Below are 13,364 nucleotides of genomic sequence, written 5' to 3' on the forward strand. Positions count from 1 at the left end.
AAAGCACCTGCCTCAATTCAGTATTCTTGATTCAACCTGCACGGGTTTGTTGGCCCGCAGCATCAATCCCAGGCCGACAAACAGCACCGGCACCACCATGGAAAAGTGCCGGGCGAAGGAGCCGAAATCCGGTTCGAACAAGCCTTGCACCAGCAAAAACGCCAGCGGAATCGCGATCAGTTCCTTGGGTTTGGTCTGGATCGGCGCGCCCTTGTAATCGGTGGAGGTGATGACTTTGAACAGCAGCAACGCGGTCATGATCATCAACGCCACGAAGATCACCTGACCCGGCCCGGACAACAGGATCAGCTCCACGGGAAACGACAGTCGGAAGAAAATGATCATCGAATCCAGAGCCTGCGAGACAAAGTCGCTGCCGCTGAGCCACGAGACGATCAACGATTTCGACCCCTCCTCGCCCGCCGTTCGCAGCTCGTTGTTACTGGCGCGAATCGACGACACCGGAAACCCGAGCGCCACTTGGATCGCCATGGCGACCGCCAGGTAGAACAGGAACAGCATAAGGAAGAAGGTGAAGCGCGAGACGTATTTCTTCATCACGCAGACGCCGACCCAGGACAGTGAAAACAGAATCCAGTAGGGCCGGATCAACACGCCGTAGATCACCGCCGAGAGGAAAAATCCGCCGCGATATTTGTGCGTCAGCGAACTGAGCAAAATGCTCAACACCGCTACCGACACAATGATTTCCTTGGTCAGGTTCTCAAGGAAAAACGAGCGAACGATGCCCCACAGGCACAGGGTGCCGAAGATCGCCAATGGCATGCGGCGGAACACCACCACCGGAATCGCCGTGAGGAAAAAATTGCAGAACATGCCGTAGGCCCAGGCATTGGTCAGGTTGATCCCGGTGGGCCGCAACAGAAACGCCGAGCACTCATAAGAAGAGCGATCCGGCGAGAACGGGTTCCAGAAGTTGCAGTTGTCGGCGCGTGCATAGGACGACCACAACGTCATGGCATCCGGGCCGGGATCACGCGGGACCAACAGTGGCATGGCCACCGACAGAAACAACCCGGTGAACAGGATCAAAAACGAAATCGACGAGTCGAGTTTCTTGCCGCGAAACTCGATGCACGGCAGCTTCAGGCCCATGACAGAGCAGCCTTTTTCGCGCCGGTCACACGGGTCAGCAGAGCAATCGCAGCGAGCTGCACAATGATCGCGAAGACGTTGCCCCAGGCAGCACCGTAGATCGAATAGTGTTTGATCAGCAGGAAGCTGACCGGCACTGAAACCAGCAGGCAGATGACCGCGCTCGCCAATGACACCCGACTGTTTTTCGAGGCGATCAACCCACCCCAGACGATGTCACCGATGGCGCGCAGGGCGAAGGAAAAAATCAACACGCCGAGGATGGCGTTGTCCGGCCGCGGCACTGCCGCGCCAACGTAATCAAGGACGACATTGAAAAACAGATAAATCAGCACCGCCACCGCGGCAGACACCACCAGCGAGCGCATGACCCATTTGTTGATGAACAACTGCCGGACCGTGAACGGCTGTTGATCCGCCTGAAAACGCTTGGCCAGCACCGGAATTCCGACCACCGCCACCACCGCATAGGACAACGCTTGCAAGGTGTTGGCCGCCGACCATGCGTACACGTATTTACCGAGGCTGGCGTAGGGTTCCAGATCAATGATCAGAAAGCGCTCGGCATACTGACTCAACGCGATCAGCCCGGTGCCGAGATAGAACGGCAACCCGGCTTTCCACACGGTGGCCGTGGCCAGCGCGCCGGCCTCCCGGCCTTTATGCACGTTCACCACAATCAGGTAACCGGCGATGATCACCAGCACGTTGGCGGCCACCCAGAGCCACAATACGCTGGCAATCCCGGACACCCAGCCCAGCATCATCCCGCCCACCGCCAACACCGCCCAAAGACCGGTCTTGACGAAAAACAGCAGCGCACCCGCCGTGGCTTTCTGCGCGGAAAACACGAAGGAATTGATTTCGAAAGACAGGTGTTCGGTCAACAGAACCAGCGTCACGCAGAGGATCAGCGCCGTCGTTGCCTCGACTTGCTGGAACAGCAAGTAAATCAGCACCGTCACCATCGACAGTACTAACCCTACCGCTAGATACAGCAGCAAAACCTTGTCGACCACCCGTCGCGAAGTACCACCGACGCTGATCAACCGATTGATCTCGGAACTGAAGCCGACGCTGTAGAACTTCGAAGCGATCAACGAAGCCGCGACCACCACGCCATAGAAGCCCAGCGCTTCATAGCCCAGGTAGTGGGTGATGGCCAACACCAGCAAAAACTTCGCGCCTAATGCCCCGCCGCGAAGCAATAGCCGAAATATCATCGAACGACACCTTTGATGATGTCGTCCATGGCCACGGTTTTCGCTTCGATCTCGCGACAGGTATCGGTCAGGCGTTTGCCGAAACCGGACAGTGCGTTCGGTGCGTAGACCGTGTTGATAATGGTATCGACATCGATGTCGCCGCCGTTGATCACCCAGTCTTCCACGCCCATGTCCTGATAGGCGCCGAAGCCTTTGCGCTCGTAGCTGATGTGGTACGCCGGGACGCCGGAGAGCAGCGATTCGATGGCGCCATGCAGGCGCACGGAAATCACCAGGTCCGGCTGATACTTGGCCAGCGTCGCCTTCAACGGCAGCAGGTCTTCGGTAATGCCCAACTCGCGGTAGAACGCGCCGTCATCGTTACCGCGCACCGCGCTTTGCACCGCGCAAACCACTTTGCTCTTGTTCTTCAAGCGCTGCAGCAGCAATTTCAAGTTGGCCACATAAGCGACTTTCTTTTCCTTGCTCCACTCCGGCGGCTTGCGCAGCACCACACACACCGTGGCCGGTGAAGAGGCGCAGCGGGTGAACTTGGGTTGCTGGAGGATTTTGCTTGCCAGGGACTGGACCGCCAGATCCGGCGCACGATAGACATTTTCGCAGGCATCGAAAATCGCCGACGACCTGTTGTCACGCACAAACACCGCATCGGCGCTGGCGTAATGCTCGACAATCTTGCTGCTCTCGCCGTGGAACGGGCCAATGCTTTGCGGCAGGTAGACCGACGGCACTTTGCTGAGGATCGCCGTTTCCAGTTGCTTGGCGTGACCAAGTTTCAACTTGATGTGTTCGAAGGCGCTTTTGGAGCGCATGTAGCCGCCGCCGACGCCGACTATCAAATCGGTTTTCTTCAACAGATCGGCGAGTCCGGCGTAGGACTGGTTGAGGAATACCGCTTGCTTGACCCGGCCCAGCCCCTTGGCCGCCATCACCGGCGCGTCGAAGCGCGGGTGCGGCAAGTAGCTGAAGGACTCTGGATCGGAGGCCACGACACTGATCGCAGTGTCGTCGCCAAAGTTTCGCTGCACCAGGGCAATGGCCAGATCCACGAGCAGACCGTCACCGGAGTTGGACGCACTGTAGCCATGCAAAATCGTTACGTTCATATGCTTGAGTTCTACTTAAAAAGAGGGGGCGCGATACAGGTCATAGGTCTGGCGGATCATCAACGCGGCGCTGAAGCGCTCACGGACGATGCTGCGCCCTTCGCTGCCAAGGTCGAGCAACCGCGGCTTCTGGATTTTCTTCAGCACATCGGCGAGCGCCTGGTGATCCCCGCTGGGGAAGACGTAGCCGGACACCTCGTTGGTGACCAACTCGGGCAGCGAGGTGCAGTTGCTGGCAATCACCGGCAAGCCCATGGCCATGCCTTCGAGCGGCACCATGGCAAAACCTTCCCAGCGACTCGGCACGATCAGCGCATCCGCTTTTCGATACAGCGCCTGGACTTCGTTCGGTGTCACCCACGGCAGGTATTCAACCCCTTCCATTGGCGGGCACTCGACCGAATCTTCGTTCACGGCACTGCCCACCACAGTCAGTTTCAGATCGCTGCGCTGGACGTTGGCGAACGCCTTGAGCAACACGTCGAAGCCTTTCTGGTAGTCGAGACGACCAACGAACAGCAGATGAATCGGTTCGGGATTGCTCGCTTTGGCCGCTTCGTCCCGATGATGAATGCCGTTGTAGATCAGCTTCATGCGTTTGCGCTGAATGCCGAATCGCGCGGCTTTATCCAGCTCGTACTGACTGACGCAAATGATCACGTCGGTGACCTTCTGCAACACCCGCTCGATCCACGCATAGGCTTTTTGCTTGGTCGGCGAGCTTTCCATCAGGAACGAAAAGGCATGCGGGCAGTAGACAATTTTCGGCTTGCGCCAAGGTCGCAACAGCACGCACACGCAACGCCCGATAACCCCGGAAAAGGTGCTGTGCAAATGCACGACATCGGGTTTTTCCTTGAGCATCACCTGGGTCAACCGCCAGGCGAAGCGCAGCAACGACGGGACATTGCGCCCGGTCCGGGCAAAGGTGCGGACTTGTTGCGCGGCAATCCCGTGCAGTTCCTTTTCCTGATCCTCAGGCACCAGATAGACCAGCTCATACTTGGCCGCGTCGCCTTCGGGTGAAGCTGAAATCGTGCGGATTACCGTCGCGACACCACCTTTGATTGTCTCAGCCACGTGCAATATTTTTTTCACAAGTCACCCACTTCAAACATGAAAGAAAAATCGCTGACACTCAGGATTTGTCGGACGCGTATTCGTAGTTGTAATAGCCGTAGCCGCCGTTGCCGTAGTAACTGGCCGCGCGCTTCTCGACACCGTTGAACACCGCGCCCTTCAACTCGATGCCGTTCTGGGCGAAGCGACGAATCGTCAGTTCGATCTCTTTGGCCGGGTTCACCCCGAAGCGCGTGACAATCAGGCTGATGCCCGCTTCACGACCGACAATCGCCGCATCGGTCACGGCCAGCAGCGGCGGCGTATCGATGATCACCAGGTCGTAGCGCTCGCTGAGTTGCGCCAGCAGTTCGCGGAAGTTGGCGTGCATCAACAGCTCGGAAGGATTGGGCGGAACCTGGCCACGACTGATGAAATGCAAGTTGTCGACTTCGACTCTATTGATCGCCTGCTCAATGCTGCAGCGCTTGACCAGCAGGTCGGACAAACCGTTGGTAATCGGTGTATTCAGGGTTTTGTGCAGATGGCCCTTGCGCATGTCGGCGTCGATCAGCACCACGCGCTGTCCGCTTTGCGCCATGACTGCCGCGAGGTTGGAAGAAACGAAGGTCTTGCCGACCTGCGGGCTCGGGCCGGAAATCATGATGCGGTTGTTGGTCGAATCGAGCCCGGCAAAGTGCAGGCAGGTGCGCAAGCTGCGAATCGACTCGATGGACAGATCCGTCGGGTTGCGCAGGGCCAGCAGGTAGGCCGGTTTGTCCACGCCGTCCCGGGCGCGACCTTTTTTGCTGTCCTCTTCCTGCTGCAACGCGCTGTAGGGAATCGAAGCGTACACCGGCAAACCGAGTTGCTCGATGGCTTCCGGCCCTTCCAGCCCGCGACTCAGGGATTTGCGCAGCAACACCAGCGCGACCCCGAAAAACGCTCCGAGGAAAGTTGCGATCAGCACGATCAAGGCTTTCTTCGGTTTGACCGGGCTGGTCAGGTCGACGTCCGCGCTGTCGATCAAGCGCACATTGCCCACTGCCCCCGCCCGGACAATGTCCAGCTCCTGGGATTTGTTCAGCAGTTGCGTGTAGATCTGCGACGCCACTTCCACATCGCGGGTCAGGTTCAGCAACTCTTGTTGCGTGGCAGGCAAGTCCTGGGCTTTGCTCTCCAGCGCCTTCTGTTGCTGGGTCAGCTCGCCGAGCTGGGTCATCAGCGCGCGATACGCCGGGTGCTGCCGGGTGAACTTGCGGTCCAGTTCCGCCTGTTGCATTTTCAGCTCGGAGATCCGCGTGTCCAGGCTGACGACCTGTTCCAGCACCGATTGGGTCTCGAGGGAAATATTGACCGTCTTGCCACGGGTTTGATAACGGTTGAGCGCATCGCTGGCCTTGGCCAGATCACGCTTGACCTGGGGCAACTGGCCTTGCAGGAATTGCAGGCTCTGCGCCGCTTCCGCCGAGGTGCGCTGCACGTTCTGCTGCACATACAACGCAGCGATCTTGTTGAGGATTTTCACCGCCTCAGCCGCATCGGAGCTCGCCAGGGCCAAACGGATGATTCCCGATTCCTTACCTTGCTCGGAAATATCCAGCGCTTCCTGATACCCCTGAATGGTCACGATCCGTGGATTGCGCACCACTTCAAAACGCGTGCCTGGGTTCGCCGACAGCTGAGCGATCAACCCCTCTACGCCGTCCTGGGCGAACGCCTGTCCAGCAACACCTTCCGCCAGCAGGTTGTCGTTCTCATCAAACAACTGGAATCGATGCTGCTCACCGGCAACCAGCGTGAGTTTCTTGCCCAGCAGTTCTTTGGGCAGATTGAGCCGGGTGATCTCCAGGCGTTCACCGCCCCAGGCGTAGCTGTCGAGACCGAAACGTGGCGCCGCGACACTGAACTCGGTCTCGCCGCGATAACGCCGGGCGAGAAAGCCACCAATGACCGGGAAAGTGTTGGGCGTGACGTCGATATCAAGGCGCAGGTCGTCGACCGTTTTGCCGATCACCGCGCGGGACTTGATGATGCCGATCTCGGTCACCGAGGGCGATTGCCCCCCGAGCATGCTGTTGAGATCGGAGAACCCGAGCATGTCGTTCTTCTTCGGTTCGACCTGCACCAGCGCGTTCGCCAGGTACACCGGCGTCGCCAATACCGCATAGGCAACCCCGGTCACCATGAAGGCGCCGGTGAGCGCGCCGATCAACCATTTCTGATCGATCAAACTGCCAAATATGCCGAGAAGATCAATGCTGTCTTGATCGTTGTCACGGGTGCCGATTACGGACGGTAACTGCATAAGTCTGTTCTTACCATTCATTGATCTGAAGAATATTTATCAACGCGCGAGGCGTTGCGCCCATGAGCTAACAGCATCTTCAATCAATGCATGGGCATGAATAAAAGCGGCCTTGCCTCGACGATACGGGTCTTGTATTTCGCGCTCGCTCTGCCACTTACCGAGCAGAAAAACTTTGCCCCTCGCGTGAGAGGCAATCTTCAATACTTGTTTTACATGCTCTTTTTCCATGACCAGAATCAGGTCTGCTTCATTGACGATGTCCGGTGTCAATTGCCGCGCCGTGAACGCTTCGGCGCAGTGCCCATGGTCTTCGAGAATTTGCCGGGCCGACGCTTCCATGGACTCGCCAACCCTTGCGGACAGGCCTGCGGAGGTCACCGTGATCGCTGAAGAGGCCAGCGCGTTACGCAGCAAAAGCTCTGCTGTCGGACTTCGGCATATATTGCCCACGCAGACGACAAGGATCTTTCTGAACAAGGTTTTACTTTCCCGTGTAATGTCAAACGGCCAACATCTCGAGAGGATCTTAATGAACCCTCAGGATCTTCCTGAACTCAGAAATAGATTCGACCTGTTAGTACCGGAGCATTAAGTACCACAGCGCTCAAAAGCCCCCCAACCACAATTACCGGACTAAAAATAACTGTGATTTTCAGCTCATGGTTTTCCGACAAAAAATAACATTCGTGCACTTCATACCTCCTTCATTATCGAAACATAAGTAAAGAGATATCTATTCGAAGTTGTCACTTCTCATCAGGAGAGCAGACATGAAATCAGCACATCTCAAAGGACTCGGCGCGCTGACACTGATAGCGCTGGGTGCGACGACTCAGGTTCACGCCAGCGAACTGTTCCCTAACCTCCCCACCCGGACCGTTGGCGTGCAGGTCAAGATTCAGAACTTTTCCGCCGCCGACGCCGGGCAGATCAAAGCGGCCGGTTTCAGCTTTGTGCGCTTCGGTGTATGGAGCGACAGCCTGGGCAGTGCGAAATATCAGAAACAGGTCAGCGATGCCTTTGCGGCCGCCAGGTCCGCTGGCCTGCCGGTGCTGTTGACCGTGCGCGCCATCAAGCCGTTGATGACCGCGTCAGGCAACCTCAGTGAACTGGCAACCGCTGGCGAATCCTTCGCCAACACCGTGACAAAGCTGGAAACGTCCTACAGCACTCAACTCGTGGCCATTGAAATCTGGAACGAGCCGGACCTCGAAACCTATTGGCCGACGCGCAATTTCGACACGACCTTCGTGCCGTTCATGAGCGCCATGTGCAAGTCGCTGCAAGACAAACCGCAAGCGACGCCCCGAGTGGGCTTCGGCTTCGCCCGCCCACCGACGGCCGGATCTGCATCGACCGTGGCGCTGAACCGCATCGTCAGCGAATACCCCAAATGCCTGAACGCCATTTCCTACCACCCCTATGGCATGACAAGCACACAGATCAGCAACGCGCAGGCGTTTATCCAGCAGAACTTCCATCTGCCGGGCGTGATCAGCGAATGGGGCATTTCGGCACTCGCCTCCAACGGCGGCGTCGAAGGACAAGCCAGCAAAATCGGCTCGTTCATAGCCGATGTAAAAAAGCTCAACATCCCGCTGACCTCCATCTATGAATGGAAAAACAGCGACTCAGGCAGCAACGACCGGGAGAAGAATTTCGGTTTGCTGACCTCCGACGGGCAGCCGAAACCGGCAAGAATCACCGTCGAAAGTCAATTCAATGCAGAGTAAGCCTGCGCAACCGATCTGTGCGCAGGTCGGTTGCTTTGAACCTGTGAGTTGTTTTGGCATCGTATTCATCGACACCGCGCCCCACCTTTCAAACAATCGTTTTCAGGTTGTTGCCGCAGGGGCCATCGATACACGTACACACCCTTGAGTGGCTGTCAGCGCTCGGGTAATGTCATCAGACCCATAGGACAGAGCACGCCCATGACTTCCAAGCTGGAACAACTCAAACAAATGACCACCGTGGTTGCCGACACCGGCGACTTCGAAGCGATCGCCCGCGTCAAGCCGGTAGACGCTACCACCAACCCTTCCCTGCTGCTCAAGGCCGCTGCCATCCCCGCTTACGCCGAGCTGCTCAATGCTTGCGTCAGCGACTGCAAGGGCGATGTAGGCCTGGCCAGCGACCGTTTTGGCGTCGCGGTAGGGCAAGAAATCCTCAAGGTGATCCCGGGGCGTATTTCCACCGAAGTGGATGCGCGCCTGTCGTTCGACACTGACGCCGTATTGAAGCGTGCGCACCGTCTGATCGAGCTGTACGAAACGGCGGGTATTGGCCGCGACCGCGTGCTGATCAAGATTGCCTCCACCTGGGAAGGCATCCGTGCTGCCGAGATCCTCGAAAAGGAAGGCATCCAGACCAACCTGACCCTGTTGTTCTCCTTCGCTCAGGCCGCCGCATGTGCCGACGCCGGTGTGTTCCTGATTTCGCCGTTCGTGGGCCGCATCTACGACTGGTACAAGAAAGCCACCGGTAACGAGTTTACCGGCGCGGATGATCCGGGCGTGCAATCGGTGACCCGCATCTACAACTATTACAAGGCCAACGACTACAAAACCGTCGTGATGGGCGCAAGCTTCCGTAACCTGGGCCAGATTGAACAACTGGCGGGTTGCGACCGCCTGACCATCAGCCCGGACCTGATCGACAAGCTGGCGGCGGATACCGGCAAGCTGGAACGCAAACTGGCGCCGGGCCAGGCCGGTGAAGCGCGCCTGACCCTGAACGAAGCGCAGTTCCGCTGGTTGTCCAACGAAGACGCCATGGCGACCGAGAAACTGGCTGAAGGCATTCGTCAGTTTGCTCGTGACCAGGAAAAGCTTGAGGCGTTGCTGCAAGCCAAGCTGTGATCTGAGCTACCGTGATGCAAAAAGGGCGAACCCTGTCGGGTTCGCCCTTTTTTTGCGGCTTTGTGGCAAATGATGATGTGTGGCGAGGGAGCTTGCTCCCTCGCCACAGGCTAGCGGTGTGCTTAGTGCCGCTCCAGCGCATTCACCAGGTCATGGAACGCTTCACGATTGGAATCGTTCAGGCCCATGAGGATCTTGTGCGCTTCGAGCACTTTGATTCGCACCACTTCTTCGGACTGATCCTGGTCTGGCAGGTCGTCCAGGCACTCCGGGCACGGCACAGGCTTGTCAACGATGTTGAACACCTGCTCGAAGCCCATGGACTGCAGAAGACGGGTAATGTCTTCATGGGTGGTGACGACGGTCGGCAGCAGGCCGACCTTTTGCCGCGAAAGGATCGACAGCTTGGCCAGAAGGCCAAGGGTGGTGCTGTCGATGCTGCGGGTTTCGGTCAGGTCGATCACGATGGCGTTGAAGTTCAACGCGGTGAAGATCCGATCAATAGTCGCATCCAACGCCGAACACAGGGTCAGGCGAACTTCACCGACGAACTTCAGGACAAAGGTGCCGTCCTGCTCGGCGAACTGGATTCTACCGGTACTCATTGAAGATTCCTGCTCAACACCAACAGGGCGATATCATCCGGCATCTCCCCTAGCGTGGCCAATCCAAAAACCTGCCGCAGACCATCCAGGCTGCCGCCCGCTGCCTTGACCCGTTGGGGCAACGCAGCTTCTTTTTCTTTGAGTGTGGGTTCTGGCAAAAGGTCCAGAATGCCATCAGACATCAGCGTCAGGCTGAATGTCGGCGGCAGCTCCAGCACGTGGTCTTCATAAGTGGCTTCATTGAAGAGGCCAACCGGCAAACCACGCCCTTCCAGATAACGAACACTGTCGGGTGTGTACAACACTGGCAACGGCAAATGACCGCCGATGCTATAGGTCAACAAACCTGTCTCCTCGTCGATGACTCCACCGACCATTGTGACGTGTTTACCCAGCTTACAACTGATCAGGCCCCGGTTGATATGACCAAGGACTTCTGAAGGCTTGAATTCCGGCAATGTGCCGCTGCGCTTGGATTCGAACAACAAGCGCGTGGTCATGAATTTCAACAGCACGGTAACGAACGCTGAAGAGGCACCATGACCGGAAACATCCGCCAGGTAGAACGCAACCCGGCGCTCGTCGACCCGGAAGTAGTCGACGAAATCACCCGACAGGTACAGCGACGGGATGATCTGGTGGGCAAACCTGAACTCGTCGATGGTCCAGGGGCTGACCGGCAACATGTTCATCTGCACCTGGCGACCGGCGTTCTGGTCTTCCTGGAGCAGGTTCAGGCTGGCGGCGAGCTCGCGGTTGGCCTTCTCCAGCTTCTCGCGGTAACGCTGGTTCTCCAGCAGCAGACGCGCTCGATCCAGGGCCCGACGCACCGAGTGCTCGAGCACCGCCAGATCTTCGAGAGGCTTGATCAGGTAATCCGCCGCGCCCAGGCGCAATGCCTCGACCGCGTCATTCATCACGCCGGCACCGGACACCACGATCACCGGCGTTTGCGGGGAAAGTTCGGTCACCTGACGAATGAGTTCGAGTCCGCCCATCTGCGGCATGCGCAGATCGCAGATGACCAGATCGGGCTTGTCTTGCTCGAATACCTGAAGACCCTGCTGACCATTGCTGGCCTGCAAGACGCTGAAACCACTGTCTTCCAAATAGGCGGCGAGGCTCTCGCGCACTACTTCGTCATCATCGATTATCAGCAGCGTGGCACTGGTTTTTGGCATGTGGGCAAACGGCGCCAGAATTAGGTTGGCGTAGCGGCTCGGATTTTGGCCCGGCTCACACTACTGGATTCGCTTTCTAGCCTCTCTGTCGCACTGTTTTCGAGCATTTGCCCTACACGCATGTACACCAGAGGTGCCCTTCTAAGGCGCAGACGGTACTCCCATCCGCGAGGCGTTTCAAGCTCACGCCGATGGTCGCTTGACATCCATCTGTGTCAAATCACCGAGAGTTATAAGAACGGCCAAAACCGAAACACAATGGAAGGACCGCAGGCATCCAAAAAGGAAGAAGGCGGCTCGATGGCCGCCTTCTTCAATGACCGGGATAGATCAAAAATCGTCTTCAACCTGGCCGTCTTTCACCTTGAATTCACGGTTCTGCAGGTACGCATTACGGATGAAGGTGTATTTGTCACCCGTGATCAGCTTCTCGGAGGACAACAGATTGGCACGGGTATCGACAATGTTCAGGGCGAAGATCGAGTTACGCACCGGCACATCGTTGATGTAGCGGTACGGACCGGTGTAACCGTCGACGAATTTCGAAGGCGCATCACGCAGGGTGCTTGGCCCCAGCAGCGGCAGCATGACGTACGGACCACTGCCGACACCCCAGTAACCGAGGGTCTGGCCGAAGTCTTCGTCGTTGCGTTGCAGGCCCATCTTGGTACCGACGTCGAAGAAACCGAGCAGGCCGAAGGTGGTGTTGAAGATCAAACGCGCGGTATCGACACCGGCCGCCGCAGGCTTGGCCTGCAGGATATCGTTGGCGAGGTTGGTGACATCGCCGACGTTGCGGAACATGTTATGGATGCCGTCTTCAAGGAACTGTGGCGTCACGAACTGATAGCCCTGGGCCAAAGGCTTCAGGGCATAGGTGTCGAGCACGTCGTTGAATTTGTAGATTGGACGGTTGATGCTTTCCCAAGGGTCGTCTTCCGACGCTGCCTGGGCAACGAACGGAACCAGCAACGCGCTGGCACACACACAAAGCTGAGCGAGTTGATTGCTCCAGCGCATATAAAAACTCCTTGGATTGTTCCGTTGCCGGGCGCTGAGCCTGGCGCAAAGACCGCTAGTATAAGACGGAAAGGTCGCTTTAGGCAGCATGCCCCCAAGGGCGGATTCGGGATTTGGCTGTTTGTGATCGGTTCACATCCGTGTCACTCAACTGTCATCGCGGCCCGCTAGCCTCGAGGCTATTTCAGGGACGTTGACATGCCGCACGCCGAAACCAAGCCTCAAACTGCGCCAAACCTGACTGCCGTGCTGTTCGGCCTCAGTGGTTGCCTGGTGGATTTCGGCGCTCACACGCGTCTGAACGGCGGTCATTCGGCCGAGCACACCGAGGCCACGCCCGGCGCCCTCGACAGCCTGCACAGCTTGCAGCAGCAACAGATACCTTGCGCCTGGCTCGATGAACTGCCCCCTGCCCTCAGCCAGTCCCTGGCGATCGCCCTGCCGGAGTGGGTGAAATCCTCGCAACACTCTGCAACAAACAATCCTTGGCCGGCACCCCACGCGTGTTGGCAAGCCTTGATGGCGCTAAACGTCGAGCGACTGGATGGTTGCGTACTGGTCAGCGGCGAACCGCGTCTGCTGCAATCGGGGCTCAATGCCGGTCTATGGACGATCGGGCTCGCGTCGTGCGGCTCGCTTTGCGGCTTGTCGCCTGCGCAATGGCAAGCCTTGTCTGCGCAGGAACGCGACATCAAGCGCGGCAAGGCAACCTTGCAACTCTTTGGCCTGGGTGTGCATTCGGTGATCGACCACCTCGGCGAACTCGACACCTGCCTGGCCGATATCAGCCTGCGTCGACTCAAAGGCGAAAAGCCCTGAACGCCGCGCAACACCTATGAAGCATGCAGATTACGCGGGAGTGGATTAATCTTGAGGTAA

General features: G+C 57.8%; 12 protein-coding genes. 3 read left to right on the forward strand and 9 right to left on the reverse strand.

All coding sequences use genetic code 11. The annotated features are described in order from the left end of the window. Positions 1–12 precede the first annotated feature (12 nt). Genes BVK86_RS08335 through BVK86_RS08360 form a run of 6 tightly spaced genes read right to left on the reverse strand, consistent with a single transcriptional unit; the run spans position 13 to position 7,295 of the window. Positions 13–1,116 carry a hypothetical protein gene (locus tag BVK86_RS08335; RefSeq protein WP_075945965.1) on the reverse strand — a complete coding sequence of 368 codons (1,104 nt, stop codon included), beginning with the start codon at positions 1,114–1,116 and terminating at the stop codon, positions 13–15. Continuing rightward, positions 1,107–2,339: an MATE family efflux transporter gene (locus BVK86_RS08340; RefSeq protein WP_075945966.1), complete on the reverse strand. Its 1,233-nt coding sequence runs from the start codon at positions 2,337–2,339 to the stop codon at positions 1,107–1,109. Before BVK86_RS08340 ends, BVK86_RS08335 begins: the two co-directional genes overlap by 10 nt. Next, positions 2,336–3,448, reverse strand: coding sequence for a polysaccharide pyruvyl transferase family protein (locus BVK86_RS08345; protein ID WP_075945967.1), 1,113 nt, complete (start codon positions 3,446–3,448; stop codon positions 2,336–2,338). The genes BVK86_RS08340 and BVK86_RS08345 overlap by 4 nt, the downstream gene beginning before the upstream one ends. 15 nt (positions 3,449–3,463) lie before the next feature. After that, a complete protein-coding gene (locus tag BVK86_RS08350) occupies positions 3,464–4,546 on the reverse strand; it encodes a glycosyltransferase (protein WP_075945968.1) in 1,083 nt (360 codons plus the stop codon). Positions 4,547–4,586: 40 nt separating this feature from the next. After that, a complete protein-coding gene (locus tag BVK86_RS08355; protein WP_075945969.1) occupies positions 4,587–6,815 on the reverse strand; it encodes a polysaccharide biosynthesis tyrosine autokinase in 2,229 nt (742 codons plus the stop codon). A 39-nt stretch (positions 6,816–6,854) separates the two neighbouring features. After that, the gene (locus BVK86_RS08360) at positions 6,855–7,295 is read right to left on the reverse strand and encodes a low molecular weight protein-tyrosine-phosphatase (RefSeq protein WP_075945970.1); all 441 of its coding nucleotides are present in this window, start codon (positions 7,293–7,295) and stop codon (positions 6,855–6,857) included. Between the two features lie 293 nt (positions 7,296–7,588). Between BVK86_RS08360 and BVK86_RS08365 the strand changes: the two genes are divergently transcribed. Together BVK86_RS08365 and tal are read left to right on the forward strand one after the other, a co-directional pair. Further along, positions 7,589–8,551, forward strand: coding sequence for a glycosyl hydrolase family 5 (locus BVK86_RS08365; RefSeq protein ID WP_075945971.1), 963 nt, complete (start codon positions 7,589–7,591; stop codon positions 8,549–8,551). A 201-nt stretch (positions 8,552–8,752) separates the two neighbouring features. Then, a complete protein-coding gene (tal, locus tag BVK86_RS08370; protein WP_075945972.1) occupies positions 8,753–9,679 on the forward strand; it encodes a transaldolase in 927 nt (308 codons plus the stop codon). A gap of 122 nt (positions 9,680–9,801) precedes the next feature. On the opposite strand, the gene rssC is transcribed toward tal, so the two are convergent. From rssC to BVK86_RS08385, 3 genes are all read right to left on the reverse strand, one after another. Beyond that, positions 9,802–10,284, reverse strand: coding sequence for an anti-sigma factor antagonist RssC (rssC, locus tag BVK86_RS08375; RefSeq protein ID WP_056857042.1), 483 nt, complete (start codon positions 10,282–10,284; stop codon positions 9,802–9,804). After that, positions 10,281–11,465 (reverse strand): two-component system response regulator RssB, encoded by a 1,185-nt coding sequence (gene rssB, locus BVK86_RS08380; protein WP_075945973.1) that lies wholly within the window; start codon positions 11,463–11,465, stop codon positions 10,281–10,283. Before rssB ends, rssC begins: the two co-directional genes overlap by 4 nt. Before the next feature lie 330 nt (positions 11,466–11,795). Further along, a complete protein-coding gene (locus BVK86_RS08385; RefSeq protein ID WP_075945974.1) occupies positions 11,796–12,485 on the reverse strand; it encodes an MlaA family lipoprotein in 690 nt (229 codons plus the stop codon). Positions 12,486–12,683: 198 nt separating this feature from the next. Here BVK86_RS08385 and pcrP point away from each other — a divergent pair, with 198 nt between their 5' ends. Continuing rightward, the gene (gene pcrP / locus BVK86_RS08390) at positions 12,684–13,304 is read left to right on the forward strand and encodes an HAD superfamily inactivated hydrolase PcrP (protein WP_075945975.1); all 621 of its coding nucleotides are present in this window, start codon (positions 12,684–12,686) and stop codon (positions 13,302–13,304) included. The last annotated feature ends 60 nt before the right edge of the window (positions 13,305–13,364 follow it).

The organism is Pseudomonas reinekei (genome assembly GCF_001945365.1).
GTDB classification, from domain to species: domain Bacteria; phylum Pseudomonadota; class Gammaproteobacteria; order Pseudomonadales; family Pseudomonadaceae; genus Aquipseudomonas; species Aquipseudomonas reinekei.

Coding starts and splice junctions, on each gene's coding strand:
- rssC (WP_056857042.1), bottom strand. CDS start 10,284: ATGAGTACCGGTAGAATCCAGTTCGCCGAGCAGGACGGCACCTTTGTC.
- BVK86_RS08365 (WP_075945971.1), top strand. CDS start 7,589: ATGAAATCAGCACATCTCAAAGGACTCGGCGCGCTGACACTGATAGCG.
- BVK86_RS08355 (WP_075945969.1), bottom strand. CDS start 6,815: ATGCAGTTACCGTCCGTAATCGGCACCCGTGACAACGATCAAGACAGC.
- BVK86_RS08385 (WP_075945974.1), bottom strand. CDS start 12,485: ATGCGCTGGAGCAATCAACTCGCTCAGCTTTGTGTGTGTGCCAGCGCG.
- pcrP (WP_075945975.1), top strand. CDS start 12,684: ATGCCGCACGCCGAAACCAAGCCTCAAACTGCGCCAAACCTGACTGCC.
- BVK86_RS08340 (WP_075945966.1), bottom strand. CDS start 2,339: ATGATATTTCGGCTATTGCTTCGCGGCGGGGCATTAGGCGCGAAGTTT.
- tal (WP_075945972.1), top strand. CDS start 8,753: ATGACTTCCAAGCTGGAACAACTCAAACAAATGACCACCGTGGTTGCC.
- rssB (WP_075945973.1), bottom strand. CDS start 11,465: ATGCCAAAAACCAGTGCCACGCTGCTGATAATCGATGATGACGAAGTA.
- BVK86_RS08345 (WP_075945967.1), bottom strand. CDS start 3,448: ATGAACGTAACGATTTTGCATGGCTACAGTGCGTCCAACTCCGGTGAC.
- BVK86_RS08335 (WP_075945965.1), bottom strand. CDS start 1,116: ATGGGCCTGAAGCTGCCGTGCATCGAGTTTCGCGGCAAGAAACTCGAC.